The organism is Bernardetia sp. MNP-M8 (assembly GCF_037126285.1).
Classification (GTDB): domain Bacteria; phylum Bacteroidota; class Bacteroidia; order Cytophagales; family Bernardetiaceae; genus Bernardetia.
This window is the reverse complement of the sequence record NZ_CP147012.1, coordinates 4,397,748-4,417,552: the sequence shown is the minus strand read 5'-3', so window position 1 is coordinate 4,417,552 and position 19,805 is coordinate 4,397,748. Positions and strand designations below refer to the sequence as shown.

17 protein-coding genes are annotated in these 19,805 nt (G+C 30.7%); 7 read left to right on the top strand and 10 right to left on the bottom strand.

The window, feature by feature from the left end:
- Positions 1–25 precede the first annotated feature (25 nt).
- A complete protein-coding gene (locus V9L04_RS17865; RefSeq protein ID WP_338791282.1) occupies positions 26–1,429 on the bottom strand; it encodes a cyclic nucleotide-binding domain-containing protein in 1,404 nt (467 codons plus the stop codon).
- 172 nt (positions 1,430–1,601) lie between these two features.
- On the opposite strand from V9L04_RS17865, the gene V9L04_RS17860 reads away from it, so the two are divergent.
- Positions 1,602–2,426: a Nif3-like dinuclear metal center hexameric protein gene (locus V9L04_RS17860; RefSeq protein ID WP_338791281.1), complete on the top strand. Its 825-nt coding sequence runs from the start codon at positions 1,602–1,604 to the stop codon at positions 2,424–2,426.
- Positions 2,427–2,629: 203 nt separating this feature from the next.
- Here V9L04_RS17860 and V9L04_RS17855 read toward each other — a convergent pair whose 3' ends face one another.
- Complete coding sequence (locus V9L04_RS17855) at positions 2,630–3,238, bottom strand: bifunctional nuclease family protein (protein WP_338791280.1); 609 nt, start codon at positions 3,236–3,238, stop codon at positions 2,630–2,632.
- A gap of 393 nt (positions 3,239–3,631) precedes the next feature.
- On the opposite strand from V9L04_RS17855, the gene V9L04_RS17850 reads away from it, so the two are divergent.
- The 6 genes from V9L04_RS17850 (at position 3,632) to V9L04_RS17825 (ending at position 9,902) form a co-directional block, all read left to right on the top strand.
- Complete coding sequence (locus V9L04_RS17850; protein WP_338791279.1) at positions 3,632–4,636, top strand: phosphoribosylaminoimidazolesuccinocarboxamide synthase; 1,005 nt, start codon at positions 3,632–3,634, stop codon at positions 4,634–4,636.
- Positions 4,637–4,790: 154 nt separating this feature from the next.
- Complete coding sequence (locus tag V9L04_RS17845; RefSeq protein ID WP_338791278.1) at positions 4,791–5,864, top strand: hypothetical protein; 1,074 nt, start codon at positions 4,791–4,793, stop codon at positions 5,862–5,864.
- A gap of 87 nt (positions 5,865–5,951) precedes the next feature.
- Positions 5,952–7,100, top strand: a complete 1,149-nt coding sequence (locus V9L04_RS17840) for a tyrosine-type recombinase/integrase (RefSeq protein ID WP_338791277.1) — start codon at positions 5,952–5,954, stop codon at positions 7,098–7,100.
- Between the two features lie 95 nt (positions 7,101–7,195).
- Entirely contained in the window at positions 7,196–8,263 is a 1,068-nt protein-coding gene (locus V9L04_RS17835) for a hypothetical protein (protein ID WP_338791276.1), read from the top strand.
- A gap of 1 nt (position 8,264) precedes the next feature.
- Positions 8,265–8,591: a hypothetical protein gene (locus tag V9L04_RS17830; RefSeq protein WP_338791275.1), complete on the top strand. Its 327-nt coding sequence runs from the start codon at positions 8,265–8,267 to the stop codon at positions 8,589–8,591.
- Positions 8,592–8,750: 159 nt separating this feature from the next.
- Positions 8,751–9,902 (top strand): reverse transcriptase family protein, encoded by a 1,152-nt coding sequence (locus tag V9L04_RS17825; RefSeq protein ID WP_338791274.1) that lies wholly within the window; start codon positions 8,751–8,753, stop codon positions 9,900–9,902.
- Between the two features lie 141 nt (positions 9,903–10,043).
- Here the strand turns inward: V9L04_RS17825 and V9L04_RS17820 are convergent, their stop codons facing one another.
- The 8 genes from V9L04_RS17820 to V9L04_RS17785 all read right to left on the bottom strand — a co-directional run bounded on the left by V9L04_RS17820 (position 10,044) and on the right by V9L04_RS17785 (position 19,704).
- A complete protein-coding gene (locus V9L04_RS17820) occupies positions 10,044–11,540 on the bottom strand; it encodes a GH3 auxin-responsive promoter family protein (RefSeq protein WP_338794213.1) in 1,497 nt (498 codons plus the stop codon).
- Positions 11,541–11,768: 228 nt separating this feature from the next.
- Entirely contained in the window at positions 11,769–12,344 is a 576-nt protein-coding gene (locus V9L04_RS17815) for a YqgE/AlgH family protein (protein ID WP_338791273.1), read from the bottom strand.
- A gap of 99 nt (positions 12,345–12,443) precedes the next feature.
- The gene (locus V9L04_RS17810; protein WP_338791272.1) at positions 12,444–14,201 is read right to left on the bottom strand and encodes an ABC transporter substrate-binding protein; all 1,758 of its coding nucleotides are present in this window, start codon (positions 14,199–14,201) and stop codon (positions 12,444–12,446) included.
- 85 nt (positions 14,202–14,286) lie between these two features.
- Positions 14,287–14,787, bottom strand: a complete 501-nt coding sequence (coaD, locus tag V9L04_RS17805) for a pantetheine-phosphate adenylyltransferase (protein ID WP_338791271.1) — start codon at positions 14,785–14,787, stop codon at positions 14,287–14,289.
- A 20-nt stretch (positions 14,788–14,807) separates the two neighbouring features.
- On the bottom strand, positions 14,808–15,548 hold the full coding sequence (locus V9L04_RS17800) for an RluA family pseudouridine synthase (RefSeq protein ID WP_338791270.1): 741 nt from the start codon (positions 15,546–15,548) through the stop codon (positions 14,808–14,810).
- 635 nt (positions 15,549–16,183) lie between these two features.
- A complete protein-coding gene (locus V9L04_RS17795) occupies positions 16,184–16,684 on the bottom strand; it encodes a hypothetical protein (RefSeq protein WP_338791269.1) in 501 nt (166 codons plus the stop codon).
- 355 nt (positions 16,685–17,039) lie between these two features.
- On the bottom strand, positions 17,040–17,792 hold the full coding sequence (locus V9L04_RS17790; RefSeq protein ID WP_338791268.1) for an SDR family oxidoreductase: 753 nt from the start codon (positions 17,790–17,792) through the stop codon (positions 17,040–17,042).
- A gap of 187 nt (positions 17,793–17,979) precedes the next feature.
- Positions 17,980–19,704, bottom strand: coding sequence for a dynamin family protein (locus V9L04_RS17785; protein WP_338791267.1), 1,725 nt, complete (start codon positions 19,702–19,704; stop codon positions 17,980–17,982).
- Positions 19,705–19,805: the final 101 nt, after the last annotated feature.

Genomic DNA, 19,805 nt, shown 5'->3' with positions numbered 1-19,805 from the left:
TTCGTAATTCGTAATTGATAAAAGGTTAAATAATCGTCATTTTCTTATCAATTTCTAAAGCCATTGCTTCTTGTTGTAGTTCTACTTTTAGCATTTTGATATAATCGACTACTTCATCAAGGTATTTATTCATGTCTTTTTGCGTAACGTAGGTATGAACTACATATACTTTTTCATCTACCAAACCTGCTTTTTCGCTATTCCAAACGCCTTTTGCTTCTTTGCTTGTTGCTCCTCCAAAACGTTCTGCCAAAAATTTGAGTGTTTGTTCGACATACTTAGTTGTATCAATCGGCTTATCAACTGAAATAGTAGAAGGAATAAAAACGCCAATTTGATGTGTTCGTTCCAAACGGTCTATAATCGCACCTAACATTTCTTCTATTGGACGAGGAATTTTGTAGTTTGCATCTTCCGAATCTACAAGTAAAGGCAAATTTGGAATATAAGGAACATCAAAATCTGAACCTGCTTTAATTTTTGTTTTTTCGTGTTCTGGACTACAACGATTGATAATAGTAAAAATGGTAGCCTCATCACTTCGCACATGGTCACGAATTTGTTTTTGTAATTTTGGAACAACATGCATCGCTTCCTCCAAAGGTGGGGAAACAATAATAATCTGATTGACAAATTCTAGTAGCATTGCCAAATTCTCATCAATATAGGTTTGATTTTTTAGCGTAATGATGATATTTTCATAATCTGACATCATTGTATCTAAAAACAACGTCAGACGAGCAGAAAGTGGCAAATCGGTATTTTCATCTTGAGAAAGCAAAATATCATAGCCTGCATTATGGTTATAAATCTTTGCTCTTTTACGAATATTCAAATCCGAAATCAAATTTTGAGGTGTTGGGTACTCTGTATAAACAGTTGTTTGTTTGGTTTGTGCGTGTAAAATACGAGCCAAAGAGTTGCCAATATTTGTTCCTCCTGCATTTGGTGTAAGACTAAAAACCAAAATCAAACGAGCCTTTTTTGATGCTCTTGTTTGTCTTCTATTTGATTCTACCAAATACTTTCCTAACATTTTACAAAGACCAATTCCGATTTGAGGATAATCGTACATCATCTGTATAAAATCATCTCGCTGAATAACCAACACATCAACATCACTCAATGCCGAAACGGTAGCCGAACGAGGTTGATTTTCTAATATTCCTACTTCTCCAAATGTATTTCCTGCCATCAGATAAGCAAAAATTTGTTCTTTTCCACTTGCAATAATTTTCTTTACTGCCACAATTCCATTGATAATCAAATACAAACTATCACTTGCCTTTCCTTGCCAAACAACCGTTTCATCAGGAAAAAACTGGCGCATTTTTGCCTTTGCAGCTATTTTTTCTAGTGCTTCTTGAGGAAGTGAAGTAAAAAGAGGAGATTGTTTGAGCGATTCTACTTTATTAATTCTATCTATCACAGGAATATTTTTTTTAAAACGTTTGGGTAGGAATACAAATATTAGAATGAATTTTAAAGTTACTATTTTTCTTAATAAAATGGTAGAATTATTTTTTATGTTTGTATTTTAAGCAAAATTGAAACGACTAATCTAAGCGTCTTCGCTTAAATGTTAATATAAAAATAAAAAAATGACTTATACTTTTTCTCAAATTACATCTTACTTAGAATCTATTGCTCCACTCAACTTTCAAGAATCGTATGATAATTCTGGACTTTTGGTAGGAAATACTAATACAGAAATTACAGGTATTTTGGTGTCTTTAGATACAATTGAATCCGTTATTGAAGAAGCAAAAGCAAAAAACTGCAATCTGATTGTGGCACATCATCCTATTATTTTTAGAGGGTTGAAAAGCCTTACAGGAAAAAATTATATTGAAAGAACGGTTATAAAAGCTATTCAAGAAGGTATTGGTATTTATGCCATTCATACTAATTTGGATAATATTCAAGATGGAGTAAACGCAAAAATAGCCGAAAAAATAGGACTTATTAATACACAAATTTTATCTCCCAAACCTACTATTTTTCATAAAGGAAATAATGAAACTCAAAACGTAGGCTCTGGAATGATTGGGGAATTATCAGAAGCCATTTCTGCCACTGCTTTTCTAGCAAATCTCAAATCAAAAATGAATTTGCCTTTGATAAAACATACTAGCTTAAAGAACTTCAAGGATAGAAAAGTTAAAAAAATTGCCATTTGTGGTGGTGCAGGAAGTTTTCTTTTAAAAGAAGCTCTCAAAAAAGAAGCTGATTTTTTTATTACAGGAGATTACAAATATCACGAGTTTTTTGATGCTGAAGATAAAATTGTGATTTGTGATATTGGACACTATGAAAGTGAAGTTTTTACGAAAGATTTATTGGTTGATTTCCTTCAAGAAAAGTTTTCAGATATAAAAATTATAGCTTGTGAAATGAATACAAATCCAGTAGAATATTATTTTTAAGAAATTATTAGGGAAAAATTTGTAATTTTGATACACACAAGTCGTTCAAGCGTCGACGCTTAAACGACTTGTGTGTAAAATCTCTAAAATTACTTTAAGTTCGGAATTCATTTAGTAAGGTTATTTTGTTAGTTTTTATTCAAAAAAAAGTCTATCAAAAAATTATAATTTGATAGGCTTTTTTAAAATTCTTTTTGGAAAAATTAATTTCGTTTATTCATTTCATCTCTAATTTTGGCAGCTTTTTCATAATCTTCATCTGCCACAGCTTTTTCCATTTCAGCTTCTAGTTCTGTTACAGACATAGCTTCTAAAGAAACAGCTTTTTTCTTTGTTTTCTTTTTCTTGGGTTCTTTTGCACTTTCTTCTTGTTCTAATGCTTCTCCTTCTTCCGAATTTGTAGTGGTGATTCCTGCTTCACGCATAATAGTGTCTGTTGTAAAGATAGGTGCATCAAAACGCAAACCGATTGCAATGGCATCAGAAGGACGTGCATCTACAATTATTTTTTTGCCTTCACGCTCATCCACATAAATCATTTCTGCATAAAAAATACCTTCACGAAGGTCAGAAATTACGATTTCATTGAGTTTAAATTGAAATTGAGTTGCTAAAGATTTGAATAAATCGTGCGTCATAGGACGTGTAGAAGTAACTTTTTCTATTTCTATGGCAATTGCCTGTGCTTCAAATCTACCTATAATAATAGGTAAACGGCGATTTCCTTCTTCTTCTTCCAAAATTAAGGCAAAAGAATCGGATTGAGATTGACTAGAGGAAAGTCCTAATATTTGTAAGCGAATTTTGTTCACAAGTTCGAGGTATAGAAGTGATATAAAAAATTATCTTTATGAAAATACGATTTGTCTATCTTTATTGTATCTAAAATATGGCTATTTATGCCTAAAAATCACGTGCAAAACTACAAAAAAATGTTTTGAAAGCCTAAAGTTTTTAAAACTCAAAAATAGGAGTTTGTTAAAAAATTTCATTTTACTACCTAATTTTCTTTCAAAATTTATTATATTTCTAAGAAACTTCTACATAAACTTGAAAGTCTTTATAAAGTTTGATGTATTTTTGTAAAAAACAAAGATTTTAAAATTCAAATAGAATAATTTAATTGAATAAACAAAATCACTCTTTTTAGAAACAACTTGATTTATCAATTTAGATAAGTTAGAACAAAACTTTAAGATACCTATATGACTTCTAAATCTTCTTTAAAAGATTCTACATTAGATTCAGATTCTAAAATGAAATTTAAAAACCAAACTGATTTTTATCAAGGAAAAGTAAGAGATGTATATTCTTTTCCAAATTTTGTAGCAATGGTTGCCTCTGACCGTATTTCTGCGTTTGATGTAGTTTTGCCAAAACCAATTCCTTATAAAGGTCAAGTTTTGAATCAACTGGCAGCTTACTTTCTTGAAAATGCAAAAGATATTGTTCCAAACTGGTTCGAAACAAGTCCACATCCACAAGTCAGTATTGGAAAAAAAGCCAAAACACTACCTGTCGAAATGGTTATTCGTGGTTATTTGGCTGGACACGCTTGGAGAACTTACAAAGAAGGAAAAAGAATTCTTTGTGGCGTAGAATTACCTGAAGGAATGAAAGAAAATGATAAATTTCCAACTCCTATCATTACACCTTCTACAAAAGCTGAAAATGGAGCGCACGATGAAGATATTTCAGAAACAGAAATTTTGAAACAGGGCTTAGTTACAGAAGCACAATGGAAAAAAATGGTAGAATATACACATTCCCTTTTTAGAAGGGGAACTGCACTTGCAGCCGAACGTGGTCTTATTTTGGTAGATACAAAATATGAATTTGGTGTCTATGTTGATGAAACTGAAAATAATGAAGACAGAGTAATTTTAATAGATGAAATTCATACGCCTGATTCTTCCCGTTATTTTTATTCAAAAGAATATCACGAAAAACAGGAAAAAGGAGAACGTCAGAATCAACTTTCTAAAGAATTTGTAAGAGAGTGGCTCATGGAAAATGGTTTTCAGGGAAAAGAAGGACAAAAAATTCCTGAAATGACTCCAGAGGTTACTGAAAGAATTTCTCAACGCTATTGTCATCTTTATTTTTTACTGACAGGAAAAGAATTAGACAAAAATCCTGATTTAATGAATGAAAAAAGCATTGAACAGGCAATTATCAGTTATCAATCTTCTTTAGTTGGTGGTAATTAGTAAACAGTAACTAGTCAATTTCATTTTTATATAGAAATTGTTTGAGAATAAAGAAATAAGTTTCATTTTTTCATTCTTAAACAGTTTCATAAATTAGTTTATTTTATCAATGAGATTTTCGTGATTTTTAGTTTTTAAATCATAATTTTTTATAATGAAAAGAATACTATTTCCTCTTTTAGCTTTATTGATTGTATCAGGTGTTTATGCCTACATGCGAACGGATATTTATGAATTTTCAGAGAAAGATTTGAAAGTCATTCATGATACTGACCGAATTGCTGTTCAATTTGTGGCAGAAAAAAGAGTGAAAAATAATGCTTTTATAGAAAAATTTAAAAATTATTTAGATGAAAATGGAAAGGCAAGTATTGGTGTAAATACGTTGCAACGAATCAAACAAGTACAGACACTTTCTTCTGACCTATTGCAACAAAGTAATGAAATACGAGCGCAATGGCTTCAAAACCCTGATGAAAAACCAACAGATTTGTTACTTAAATTTGCAGAAGCACAAAAAGAATATATTTCTAAATTAAGGAGCTTTACAGAAATTTCTGTCTCTAATTCTGAAATTTTGAATCCTCTTTTTACTGATCCTACAAAAACTTCTTCTTCTATTTCTGATGATGAATCAGAAAATGAGTCAGAACAAGTAAGAAAAAATGCTTTCGAAGTAGAAGAATTTGCAGCTTATTTTGATAATCTTCCTGTTGCTGTTCGTTTGTATACCCTTACTTCCATTGATGCATCAATTGCCAACCGAGAAGCAGAAGCAATTTATTATATTAGTCAGAAAATAGAATATCCTGTTTTTGAGATAAATAACTTAATAAGTATTGTTACACCAAGTGAAATTGTGCTTTCAGAAGGGAATATGTATCAAGCAAAAATGAAAGTAGTGGGTGTTTCTTCATTTAACAAACCTCAATTAGAAGTAGAAAATGAAGATATGTATCAAGACCTCAAAACACAGGAAAAAAATGGAATCATAAATATTTCTTTTGTTGCACAAGCAGATGATTATGATGAGCGTGGACTTGCTTTCAAAACATGGACTGCTAAAGTTAAAATTCAGCTTCCAAATGGAAAAGATTCTACATTCGTTTTGCAAGAAAATTATATTGTTCGTAAAAATAGAAATGGGTTATCTAGTTCGCCAACTCCTACTGAAATAAATCCAAATGAAACCAATGTGATTTATGATGAACCGAGTAATATTGAATAGAAATTTACCTTAAAAGATTTGTATAACAAATCACAAAAATGTATTTTTGTATAAACTTCTTTAAGTCAATTATACAGCAAAAAATACGTGGAAAATACAAACACAAATCAGTCTTTACGAACAGTTTCAAAAAACAATTTTGGTATCAACCAAACCATTACTTATTTCGAAAAATCTCTTGAAAAACCTCATAATTACGTCCGAATAGCAAAGCAGTATTTAGTCTTTACGATGGAGTTTAATTTTGCTATCGACAAAATGAGCTTAGACATGTTTGTGGAAAAAAAAGCAGCCGTTTACAAAACTGCGTGCAGAAAATTCTTGAAATTTGCTCAAAAAAATGATATTCATAGAGTTTATGATGACGCTACACCAAATTATAAAGGAAATAGATATGTGTTGGCTTTCCTTGCCAATGCACAATTAAGCGAAAATAGCAAAGAAACATATTCTAGAGCATTGCAAGAATTCTATTCTTTTATGAATGCGAAATCTCTTCCTCCTAATCGTACAACTGTTTTATCCTTTGTTCAGCAATGCAAAAATAATGGACTGAGTCCACATACCACAAATACCTATTTATCAGCCATAAAACAGTTTGTACAGTTTTGTGTTTTGAAGCGAGAAGATTTGAAAATAGAAAAAAAGTTAGTAGAGCAAATGCGTGATGTAGCCTATGTAAAAGTGTTGAAAACAGGAGGAACAACCAAAAAATACGCTAAAGATTCGCTCACAGAACAAGAACGCACTCATTTATTAAAAACCATTACCAACTCAAAAGATAAAGCAATTATCGGACTTATGGCATATCAAGGTTTGAGAACGATTGAGGTAGTGCGTTTGTCGTGGAAAGATATAAAAGTGCAAGAAGGAAAAAATTACTTAGCTGTTTGGGGAAAAGGACGAGAAGAAAAAGAACTCATTCCACTTTTACCAGAATGCCATAAGATTTTGATTGATTACCAAATGTCTATCACTCGTCCAGAGGGAAGTATGTTTGATTTTAAGGAAACAAGTAGCATCAGAAAAATTACTAATAAATGGCTCACTATAGCAGGACTAAAACGTGAAAATGTTTCTGCACACAGTTTGCGCCACACCGTTGCACAGCTTATGCTTGATAAAGGAATTCCAAAACCAATGGTTCAGCGTTTTCTACGACACAAATCTGAATCTATGACTAGTACCTACACAGCAAAACAAGAAGATAGAGAGTTTTTGAATTATGAGTTTTAGATTCTAGATAATTTATTCTATATTTATTTGAAAATATAAATCTCTTTATTCCTTTTGAGATATTCAAGTACTAGTAATATAAAAATAAATATATAATGCTGTTTTTTGTAATTTTTATTGTATTTATCATATGTATTTTTTGGAAATACTATGAATATTTTTTTTGTGTATCCATAGAAGAAATTAACGAAAATTCTATCATTGTTATTGATGATAAAGTTAAATCTAGTAAAAATAAACAGGCAGTCCGTCAAAAACCTAATATGAAATTCAATGATCTTCAAAAGGTTACTAAACTGTTTGAAATGAAAAAATGGAGAAAAGAATCCTTAGAAGAAGGAGGAAATGGTAGTTTTGATGCGTTTTGTAATTGTTTAGCAATCTTATCTGAAGAAGAAAAAGATTTTTTAATAGAATTAACAGAAAGATTTGAACTAATAGACTTGCCTAAGATAACAGAAGCCTTCATTTCATCGTACAAAATTCTTCCAAGTAATATTACAAATAATGATGGTTATTTATATGTTTATCCTCTAACTAAGAATTTCAAACAAACACATGATAAAAGTACTGGATTTAAATCATTTAAACTTATAGGAGGACACACTAAAAGTGCAGAGAGTTTGTATTATCAAATATCTACACAAAGTAGTTGTTTGACTCAAACGTATGAAAATATTATTTTTTCTAAAGATTATAGTTTAAACAAAATTTTTAAAAAATTTAATTTTGAAAAAGATATTTTATTACTAATTGATGATTTTACGGGTACTGGAGAAACTGCAAGTGGTATTTGTAAAAATTTTTTAGCTGCTGATTATCCTAATGGAAATAAATTAAAACCTAGTAATATAATCATTTTAACTCTTGCTGCTCAACAACAAGCTATAGATAATATTGGTAAATTAGGAATTGAAGTATATGCTAATATTGTACGTAAAAAGGCTATAACAGATTACTATCCAATTAGTGAAATTAGTGAAAAAATTAAACTAATGAAGAACATAGAGAAGAAAGTTAAATGTAATCCATCCTATACTTTAGGATACACACAATCAGAAGCACTAATATCATTTTACCGTCCTCCTAACAATACATTTCCAGTATATTGGCAACCTAATAAGACTGCTATTTTTCCAAGATTCCCTAAAAAATCAGTATGATATGATTAATAAAAAACAAATTCGTTTACAAATTTTGAAATCTGTTAAGTACGGAGGTAATATTTATCCACTAACTGAAATGGGTTACAGCTATTCAAAAATAGTCGATTTTATAAATATTGAAGTAGATAAAGGAAATGTAAATTTTTCAGAAGATGGGAGTATTACACTCACAGCTCAAGGTGAAGATGAAATAAAGCAATTGGGAATGGATTTAGGACGAACTACGTATTTTAGTTTAAAAATAGAGCCTGAAAATGAAAGTAAAATTTTGCAATTACCTAAAGATTTTATATTTTTACCGAGTCAAGATGATTTACCTTGGTAGTCAACTTGTGAGTTAGTGATGTCACTATCTCAAATGAACATGATTTCAAGCTCATAGAGTTTTAAAATTTTCTGAGCGAAGCATCAGAAAATTTTAAAACTCTATTTCCGAACAAGGGGTGTAATTCTGTACACCTCCTTGTTCTTAAGGATATAACAAATGGCTAAAGATGACAATTCTTTGAAATATAAGAAATATGAAAAAGCATTTTCTGAGAAAGCTAGAGAAAATGGCTACTCTGAAGATATTATAATCAAATGTCTTGCTTATGCAAAACCAATAATATCTAGAGGCTTCCCTGTTATATATAATACCACACACTTATGTGGTCTAGTGGGCTATAATGAGAGTTATATAAAAAGAGCAGCCAAATCTAAACCTACAACTACAATACTTTATAGTTCTCAAAATAAAAAAACTAAATCGTTTTATAGACGTTTTAGCATAAAGAAAAAAGATGGAACTGAAAGAATTTTGTTTGAACCTCTTCCTAGCCTCAAAGAAATTCAACATTGGATATTAAACAATATACTTTACCATATTGAAGTAAGTAAATATGCAAAAGGATATATACCTAAACGTAGTATAAAAGGACACTTAAAATATCATGTCAATAATAGTGAGCTTCTTGTACTGGATATAGCCAATTTTTTTCCTAGTATACAACAATCGTTTGTTGAAGATGTATTTTTAGGCATAGGCTATTCACATAAAATATCAAATTTATTAGCTAGACTTTGTTGTAAAAATAATTCTTTGCCACAAGGCGCACCAACAAGTCCATATTTATCTAATATAATCTTAGCTTCTTTTGATAAAGATATAGCAGAGTATTGTAATGAAAAGAATTTATATTATACACGTTATGCAGATGATCTAGCATTTTCCACAAAAAAAACAAAAGAGGGAAATACTATTCGTTTTTCTTCTGACGAACTTATTGGACTGGTAAAAAGTAAATTAGCCCCTTTAAATTTACGCTTGAATAGTCAAAAAACAAGTCTAATGCTTTCACAACATCCTCACTTCATATCAAATATAAGTGTTCTAAAAAAAGCACAAGTTCCTAAAAAAAGACGTAATGATATTAGAAACCAAATGTTTTATATCAAAAAATTTGGTCTAAAAGATCATGTACAACATATAAATCGAAAAAATGAAACTCAAATAGATTCTTACAAATACCTCAAGCATTTATTAGGTAAAGTAAATTATGTATTAACTATCAATTCCAAAGATGAGGAGTTTATTGGATATAAAGATTACTTGTATGGTTTAGTGAATGAAGATTTAGCAGATGAATCTAAATAGAATCATTTACTAAAATACACAAAATCTATAAAAGCTATTTATTCGTATCCCACTAAATCAAAACTATTTTTTTCGTATCTTGTATAAGATTAGAAATAAGAACATTAAAATAAGAATAAAATATGACAGTCAAAGCCCTTCTTAAATAATTTTCTCCAACACATCAGCAATTTTTCTATCATTCGAAAGACGAGGAACTTTATTTTGTCCTCCTAATTTTCCAATCGATTTCATGTAGGTTTGGAAACCGTCAGCAGGAAGAGGGCGAATAACTAACTTTCTCAAAATTGAACCTCTTATCAAATCATTGTAATAAGAATTGAGTTCTTGTAGTTTATTATCCAAATCGGTTGAGAATTTTTCTAAATCATTGGGCTGATTTTCAAAAGCGATAAACCATTCGTGATAGGGCAAACCTTCTTTCGGTGTAACTTGTGGCGCAACTGTAAACTCTGTTGTTCTTGTTTCTGGATTTCTGTCTAAAGCAAAACGCAAAGCCTGTTCTACTTCACTTCCAATGACATGTTCGCCAAAAGCAGAAATAAAATGTTTTATTCTTCCAGAAAAAATTATTTTATAGGGGTCTTTACTTACAAATTTGATTGTATCTCCAATGCTATATCCCCAAAGTCCTGCATTGCTATTCAAAATTAAAGCGTAATTTTTATCTAATTCTACTTCCGAAATGCTCAAACGAGGAGGGTTTTCATCATAAAAATTTTCAGCAGGAACAAATTCAAAGAAAATTCCACTATTCAAAAGTAGCAAAAGTGAATTATCGTTTTGAGAATTTTGATACGCAAAAAATCCTTCTGAGGCTGGAAAAGTTTCGATAGAATCGATTTTCTCTCCAATAGATTCATAAATTTTATTTCTGTAAGGTTCAAAATTAACTCCTCCATAAACAAATAAATCAAAATTTGGAAAAATATCCTTGATTCGTTTTCCATTTGTTCGCTCGTGTAAACGGTCAAAATACATCTGTACCCAAGGTGGAATCCCAGAAATCAAAGACATATCAGAATTGATAGTTTCGTCAATGATTTTATCTAATTTTTGCTCCCAATCTTCAATACAATTTGTTTCATAAGAAGGCTTCTGATTTGTTCTGAGATAAGAAGGAACATGATGGTTTACAATTCCTGAAAGCCTTCCCAACGGAACGCCTGCTTTTTCTTCCAAAACAGGACTTCCAGACAAAAAAATCAAACTTTTATCTAAAAACTGACTTTTTCCAGTTTCATGAATATAACATAAAAGTGCATCTCTAGCCGAATTGATATGATTTGGAATAGAATCTTTTGTAATCGGAATATATTTTGTTCCTGATGTAGTTCCTGATGTTTTGGCAAAATACAAAGGTTTTCCTTTCCAAAGAACATTTTGTTCTCCTTTCAAAATACGATCAATATAAGGACGTAAATCTTCATAATCGTTTATGGAAACATTCTTTTTGAAGTCTTCATAATTTTTGATGTCACCAAAATTATGGTCTTTTCCAAAAGCTGTATCTTTAGCTTCTGCAACCAATTTTTGTAACCATTGATGTTGAATTTTTTCCGAATTCTGAATCCATTTTTTTTGCTGACTTACAACATAAGAAGCAAAGGGACGAGAAAGAAGAGAACGAATCATAATTTGATAATTATATTGTTGGTAAAGACACCAACAACGGCAAGTCTATGTTAAGTTATTTTTTTGTGATAGTTTGAAAGCTATCAGTTTCTATAGCGCATGTTCATAAAAATAAAAACAGTGTGTTAAGTTCCTCAGAACTGAATAAAACGCTTCTGAGGAAGCGTAAAGTTCGTTTGTGAGCAAACGAACACACAAATATTTTTTATGAACATGCCTTGTTGGTTTCTATTAATTCAAACGTGGGTCAGTTGGATAATTTGAATAGATTTTATATTTACCTCCCATTTCTTGTAAAATTGCACTCCAAAGCTGTTCTGGTTCGTGTTCAAACATAATTTTAGGATTTACTTTTGATATAATCCATGTATTATTTTCTAATTCAGCATCCAATTGCAATTCTGACCAACCACTATATCCCACAAAAAAACGACAATTTTGTTCTGTAATTTTGCCTTTTAAAGCAAGTGTTTGAAGATCCTCAAAATCTCCTCCCCAAAAAATATCATCTGAAATAATAAGGGATTCTTTAAGCTGAGTAAGCGTATGTAAAAAGTGCATCGTGTTTTGTTCGACAGGTCCTCCTACAAATAGCCTGTTTTCAATTTCTAATAAATCAGTGGCTTCACTCACACTAATTTCAGTCGGACGATTGACAACTAACCCAAAAGAACCTTCTTCTGAATGCTGACACACCAAAATTACAGTTCTATCAAAATTTGGGTCGTCTAGTAAAGGTTCTGCCAACAAGAAATAACCTGCTTGTATGGCATTATCATCATTAAAAGGAGAATCAAAAAATTGCATTCAAAAATATAGTTTGATGTTGTTAGTCATGACACCAACAACAGCGAAGTAAAAAGAAATAAGATATTGAAAAGTGTAAAGCAGCAATTGTATATTATATTAATCTTTATAAAAATGATTTACAATTTCTAAACGATTATTTACAAAACGAAGTAAAGGAACAAGTTGATTGTCCTTTGATTCATAATAATTTTGACCTATCATTACTTTTCCATCTCTAAAACGTTCTTTTTGTAATTGGCTTTCAAAATTTACTCCATATTTATACATCGTTTTTCCAAAAAAGTAAAGCGATTCGTAACCTACATACGCATATTCGGAAGGCAAAAGATTTGTTTTGTTGATATATTTTGTAACAAATTCTTTATTTTTTAGAGGGCTGACATAATCTGTATAGATAAAAAATACTGATCTATCCATAAAATCATTCATATCAATTTGGTCAAATTTGAGCCAGTCTTTATCTATAAAAAGAGGAATATCTACCATAGATGTTTTCAAAACACTGATTACAGAACCTGCCACAGCTAATTCAGAACTTGCAACAAAAATATGTGCTGTTGTGTCTCCTTCTGGTTTTTTGAATGTTTCACCTTCTCTTAATCTTGGAGGCTTGGAAGCTATTGGCTTTAAAATAGAATTTATTTTATTAAATGTACTTTTTCCAGCACTAACTTTTTCAAAAGCCATTATTTTTCCTCCTTTTTCTTCTACTATTCTTTTATAAGCATAAGCTAATGTAGAATCTTTACGAGAATCTCCATAAATAATATATGCTTTATCTGCATTCAGAGAGTCAAAAGAATAATTGGCTACAGCTTTTGCTTGTGTATGATAACTTGGTTCAAAAAGATAGGTGTTTCTTTTTCCTTCAATTACATCAGGAGTATAAGAAAGAGGATTTACCATATTGATACCATTTGTTTGTGCAAAATCTGAAACTAAAGGAAATGTAGTTGGATACAAAGGTCCAAAAAACATATCTATATTTTTCATAGCAGGAAGTCCTACTAAACGCCTTACATTATTTGCATCATTTTCTGTATCAAAAGGCAATAAATTAATTGTTATTCCTTCATTTTTTAAGTCTTCTTGTGCTACTTTCATTCCTTCATACAAATCTAAAAATGATTGTACTTCACGAGCCGAACTTTCATTTTGCAACCTAAAAGGAAGCATTACAGCTATATTATATTCTTTCTTTTTTATTATTTTATCAGGTGTTAAATATTGCTTTTTTTGATAAGGTGAGGTATAACCATAAGCAAACTCAATATCTTTCAATAATTTTTTATCTTCTTCTGAGAGTTCTCTTTGATCTGCAATTTTATCAGCTAGAACTTCTGATAAAGTACGATCTTTTGAAAATTTTTGATATAATAGTTTAAGTTCTGCAATTGATTTTTTGGGTAAAAAAGTAGCTTTTAAGTTTTGTACAGCAGTGCGTAGTTTTGAACCTTTTACTTCTTCTAACCACGTCATGGCTTGTAATGATTGGTCTTTTTCGAAGGCAATTACTCCACCTAAATAAAGCATCTCTTGAAACTGGTCAGAAGAAAGACTTGCATCTTTTGCTTTTACTAAAAGTTCACTAATTTTTGTATAAGCTGTTGCAAGGTCTCCTCCTTTGTAGCTTGCCATCGAATACAGATAACTTGCTGGAAAGAAAAAACTATTACTAGGATTTTCTTGCATTGCCATAACTAAACTCTGACGAGCAGCAGAATAATTTTTATTGGCAAGCTCTGTTTTACCTTTTTGGTAATAACTATTATAATCTACTTGAGCAAAAGAAGATACTGAGGGCAAAGTAAATAGCAAACTAGCTATTATACTCAAAAATAAAGTAAAACGCATAAATAATTGGTGAATGGTGAATTATGAACTACTAGAAATAAAATACTACTGATTTAGAAATTAATTGTTTACTAGTAGTTGATTGTTATTTACTGATAGGAGGTAATTGATAAGGCACAAATTTGCTTACATCTTGTCCGTAACGATATAATTCTCTTACAATAGAAGAACTGATAAAGGTATATTCAGGAGAAGTAATCAGAAATACAGTTTCAATATCTGAATCTACATGTTTATTAGCTTGTGAAATGGGTGTTTCATACTCAAAATCAGTAGTATTCCGAATTCCACGAAGAATAAACCTTGCGCCATTTTTTTTTGCAAAAAGTGCTGTTAGTTCAGAATAGACTTGTACCTCAATATTATTTTCATCTTTAAATGTTTGGTGTATCATTTTTTCCATTGTTTCTAAAGGAAAAAAACGTTTTTTGGTACTATTAAATCCAATAGAGATAATAATTTTATCAAAAAGATGAAGTCCACGTCTTACAACATCTTCATGTCCCTTTGTAAATGGATCAAAAGAACCTGGAAAGATAGCAATACGTTGTTTAGATTGTGTTTGTGTGTTATTTTCTTTCTCCATAATAGCTTTTTTTGATGAGACTACATTGAATGCAAATATGCTAATTGTTTGTCTTTAATATGAAAATCATCTAAAGTTAAGAATTCTTCCCAAAATGGATTTTGAGGTAGAGCAGCCACACAAATTAAAGGTTCTTTTTTGACAGGATGAATAAAATTAATTCTTCGTGCATGAAGATTTATGTTCCCATCTTCATTAGCTTTTTTGTAGCCATATTTTACATCGCCACGAATAGGACAACCAATTGCAGCCAACTGAACACGAATTTGATGAGGTCTTCCAGTAAGAGGTGTAACTTCTAACAAATGAAACATATTTAGTTTTCCAACATATCTATATTTCAACTCTGCTCGTTGTGCTTTTCCTTGAGGCTGGTCGTAGGCTTGGGTTGTATTTGTTCTTGAATCTTTTTCAAGGTAATGGATAAGTTTGTCTTCTTTATTAGGAGGTCTGCGTTTGACAACTGCCCAATATACTTTATTAATATCTCTATCTCTAAAAAGTTTGGACATACGTTCTAGTCCTTTTGAAGTCTTGCCAAGCACAACAACGCCACTTACAGGACGGTCAAGACGATGCACCAAACCACAAAAAATATTTCCTGGTTTGTCATATTTTACTCTAATATATTCTTTTGCTACATCTACTAACGAATCATCGCCTGTATTATCTCCTTGTGAAAGCAAACCTGCTGCTTTATTAACGATAAGTAAATGATTATCTTCGTAGATAACTCGGAACGGTTTTTCTGTAATTGCCATTTTGTATAAATTGTGTTATTGATAATGATACCAACAACGGCTTAATAAATTCACACAAAAATACAGATTATTTGTTTAAAAAAATGGATATACGAAAATTAGATGATTTTACTTTCTTGAAACACCAAAACACAATAGCTATGCGTTTTTTTTAATATCTTGATTGACAGCAATTTACACTTCAATCAAGATAAATTATATTCAAAAGCCATTAAATTTTCTCAAAATAGTAATAATCAAAAAGTTAGGAATCAAAAATAATCTTACTTTTCTATACTAAAGTGACCTCGGTATTAGATATTTTTGTTCACTGTCAGACACCTCAAATAAGTAACATAAAACTCATTTGTAGAGCAGCCACAAATAAAAAGATTGTTTTTGTTTTCAATCCTGAGTTCATGTTATACTAGAAAATTTCTAACTTCTATGGTTACTAAATACCGTGTTACATAAATTTATTTGTGTTTTACTATCGTCGGTGTTGCCACCGAAAATGGCAAAATTTATAAATTGAACAGGGTTTTAACTCTGTTTGACCTGCAAAGAAATACAAAATAATTTATGTTACACAGTACTAAATTAATTTTGAGAATGTTTATTCTGATTGCTATTGATTTTTTCAAAACCTGCTTTTCTTAAATCAATCCAAACTGTGTATAATGATGCTTAAAATGTTTATAATGAAAAATTAAAGTTTCTTGTGCGTGTAAATCCCCTAAAAAAGGATTAAAATTGTAAGCATCTTCTTTCCCTTGATACACTTCAAAAAAACGTTCTAAAGAAGATAATAATTTTGATTTTGCTTCAACTAATGATGCATTTGTATAGTCTGGTAATCCAAAACGAAAAGCAGGATTATCTAAATTTCTACCCATAGGTTCTAATGAATAAATTAGTGCATTTTTAAATGCTTCTTGATTAGAATTAGGAGGAATGGGTGGTGTTTTTTTAATAATTGTTGAGCCAATAACAGCCGTATAAAGATGTTCTATCATGTGTTGAGGAGTCATTTTTCCCCAATGAGGTTTTTTTGTAGCTAAAAGTTTTGATGTAGCTGCTGGAATAGTGGTCTGTAAAAAAAGTTTTGCTTCTGTAATTCTATGAGGTTCTAAAATTTGTGTAGAGTGAGCGTTCATTATGTGAATTTTTGAGTAAAAGAATAATCTAAATTTCTATTTTTGCATACGGAAATTGAAAAATAAAGTTTTTTGTCTTTGCTTGTAGATTAAACTTTAGAAGCTGTTTGAGTAAAAACTTGACGCTACGTTTTGTTGTATTTTAAGTATACAAAACAAAAAGTCGTAAATTATAGAAAAAATGATTCTTATTTATGTTTTGCTATCGTCGGTGAAGACACCGACAATGGCAAAATTATAAATTGAATAGGATTTTAACCTGTTTTACATGCAAAGAAATGCATAAATAAATGAAACCCACGATTTTAATCGTGGAAAAACAGGTATAGAATAATAGAAAATAGCAGGTGGTATTTTAAATATCTCCAAATTGTGGACGCATAATAATTTCTTCTATAACCGTTTGTTTTGAAAGTGAATAAGCAGAAAAAATAGATTCAGCAATATCACTTGAAGGCATAAAACGCTCCTGAGGCAAACCCGAACCTTCCCAACTTGATGTATAAGTAGGGCCAGGCATAACTGAAGTAACTTTTACATTGTGTTCTTTGAGTTCTTCACGCAATACTTTGGTCATGCCATGAAGTGCAAATTTAGAAATACAATAACTTCCTCCATTTGGATAAGCTGTAATACTTGCTGTCGAACAAATATTAAATAAATGACCACTTTTTCGTTCTACTAAAATAGGAACTAACAGACGAGTAAGATGATAAGCACTAAAAAGATTCGTATGCATTTGCATTTCAAAACTACCTTCTTCTTCTTCTAAGATTTTCCCTGGAATAAAAACCCCTGTATTATTTACCATTACTTCAAAGCCTTTGGTAGTGCTATTTTCCTTCTTTGCTTCCTTCTCGTTGAGTAAAATGATTTTCTTTGCGTATTCTCCAAAAGAAATAATATCTTCTTTTTTAGATAAGTCAGCTTGTCGATAATATAAAACAACAGGATTTTCTTTGGTAGAATAGTTGCCTTCTAATTCTTCTTTGAGCGCAAAAAGCTCTTCATTATTTCTTGAACATGTGATTACATCATGCCCATTCTGCATAAATTTTTCTAAAATTGCTTTACCAATTCCTTTTGTTCCACCAGTTACGAGTATCATATTCTTTTTTTATTTTTGGATTTGAATAATTGTAAGAGAATAATTATTATCATTAAACCTTATCACGGTTTGTATTAAGGTAGTTCAGACTTCCAGTCTGAAGATCAAAAACAGTATTTCATCAAATTTAACATTCTAGAAGACTGTAAAAATAACTGTGATAACCTTTATTGAGTGTTTTATAAAACTAAATCAACTCATCTAAAATTTTCTCTAATTCTCTATCAATTGTTTCGTATTGATTTTTGAGTTCTAAGATTTGTTTTTGTTCCATTTCCATCAATAAATCAAAATCCTTGAAGTTAGCGTCGATTTGATTTTTTAGATTGGCAATGTAAGTAGAGAGTTTTAGATAAATTTCTTCTTTGAGAGCTTTTTTTCCTTGGCTAATCTGCTCTCTATATTTTTGCATAATCTTCTGTTTTTTGACCATTACTGTAACGCCCGTAAAAAGTAGACCAACAGCCGTAATAATTCCACCTGTAATATCAAAAACTGCACCTTGTGTCAAGACTGTCAAGGCAACACCTACAATTGCCAAGCCTCCACCTGCTGCAAAATCAGTTGCAAAACTGGTGTCTTTTGGAAACAAATCTTTATGAACAAAATTTTCAGTTTCTTTGGTAAACTCGTGAAATTCGGTTTGTAAGTCTTGTAAAACTCTACTTCTACGGTCAGCAATATCTCCAAAAATAGCATGATTTTCTTTCAAAATTTTTGGACTATTATTGAGTTGTAAGTCAATCATTTTTGCCATTTGCTGAATTGTATCTGCAATGGCTGTAATTCCTTCTCCAAGTTTGTCTGTTAAGGTTTTGGTAAGATTGCGTTCCAAATCTTGTGCTACACGCTCAAACCACACTTTTACAGATTCTTTATCTGAAAGCATTGATTTAAAAGATTTTCCTAACAAATTAATAGGATTTAATCCTTTACTAATTTCTTGTTCGGTTTCTCGTGTAATATTTTCATAAGCACCCAAAATATTTTCTATCAAAACATCAACTTGATACAAGGATTTTTTTTCTTGATCGTTGAGTGTTTTCTTTACATCTAGTCTAAATTTACTATCTGCTTCAAGCTGTTTTTCTCTAAGATTTACCCCTTCTTTTATTCTTGAAAGAATAGTTTTTGAAGTATCAATATTATTTTTGAGCTTCAAAAGTGGCGCACGTCCTCCTGTTATATTGTCTTTTATGTATTCTCTTATTCCTGCAAAATTACTTTCTTCATGTTTTCCTTCTTGTTCTAATTTAGCAGAAACAGCAAAAATTTGAGGTTCTAATAATCCTTTTTTCTCTGCATGTTTTCGTACTCCTTCAATGTTTGTGTTTAAATCAGCTTCATTTAATAAATCAGATTGTTGAAGAACAAAAATTATTTTCTTTCTCCAATCTTTATGAATAAAATCAAAAAAGTCCCAACTAGATTGTCGATATGGGTTTTTAGCCTCAAAGACAAAAACTATTAAATCAGAAGAAGGAATAAAATCTTCTGTAATTTTTTGGTGTCCTTCCGAAATGGCATTTGTTCCAGGGGTATCAACAATGGCAATCTCCTTTAAAATCTCAACAGGTAAAAGAATCTTTTTCAGATGTGGATTCATTACCATAATCTGTTCTTCTTCACCATATAAAATCTGCTGAACTGTATCCGTACAAGGGTCTGGTGCTACCTTACAAATGTCTTTTTCAGTTTCTAAAAGTGCATTGACAAAACTACTCTTTCCTGCCTTTACTTCACCTACAACTACAAACATATAGGGTTCGTTGATGCGTTGGCGCAGTTCACTAACCGTACTAGAAAGCTCCTTACTCTGAATATCTTGAGTGAGATTGTGTAAATTTTTGATTGTTTCGTCCAAACGAAGACGAAATTTTTGAAGACGTTTGTCTATAATACGGCTTTTCATTGATTTTTTTTGTATTTTTAATAAAAGAGAGTTTGGGTTAAAAAATAACTCCTACAAGTTCCTACGAAGCTACTAAAAAAAGACCAAAAAATATAGAAACG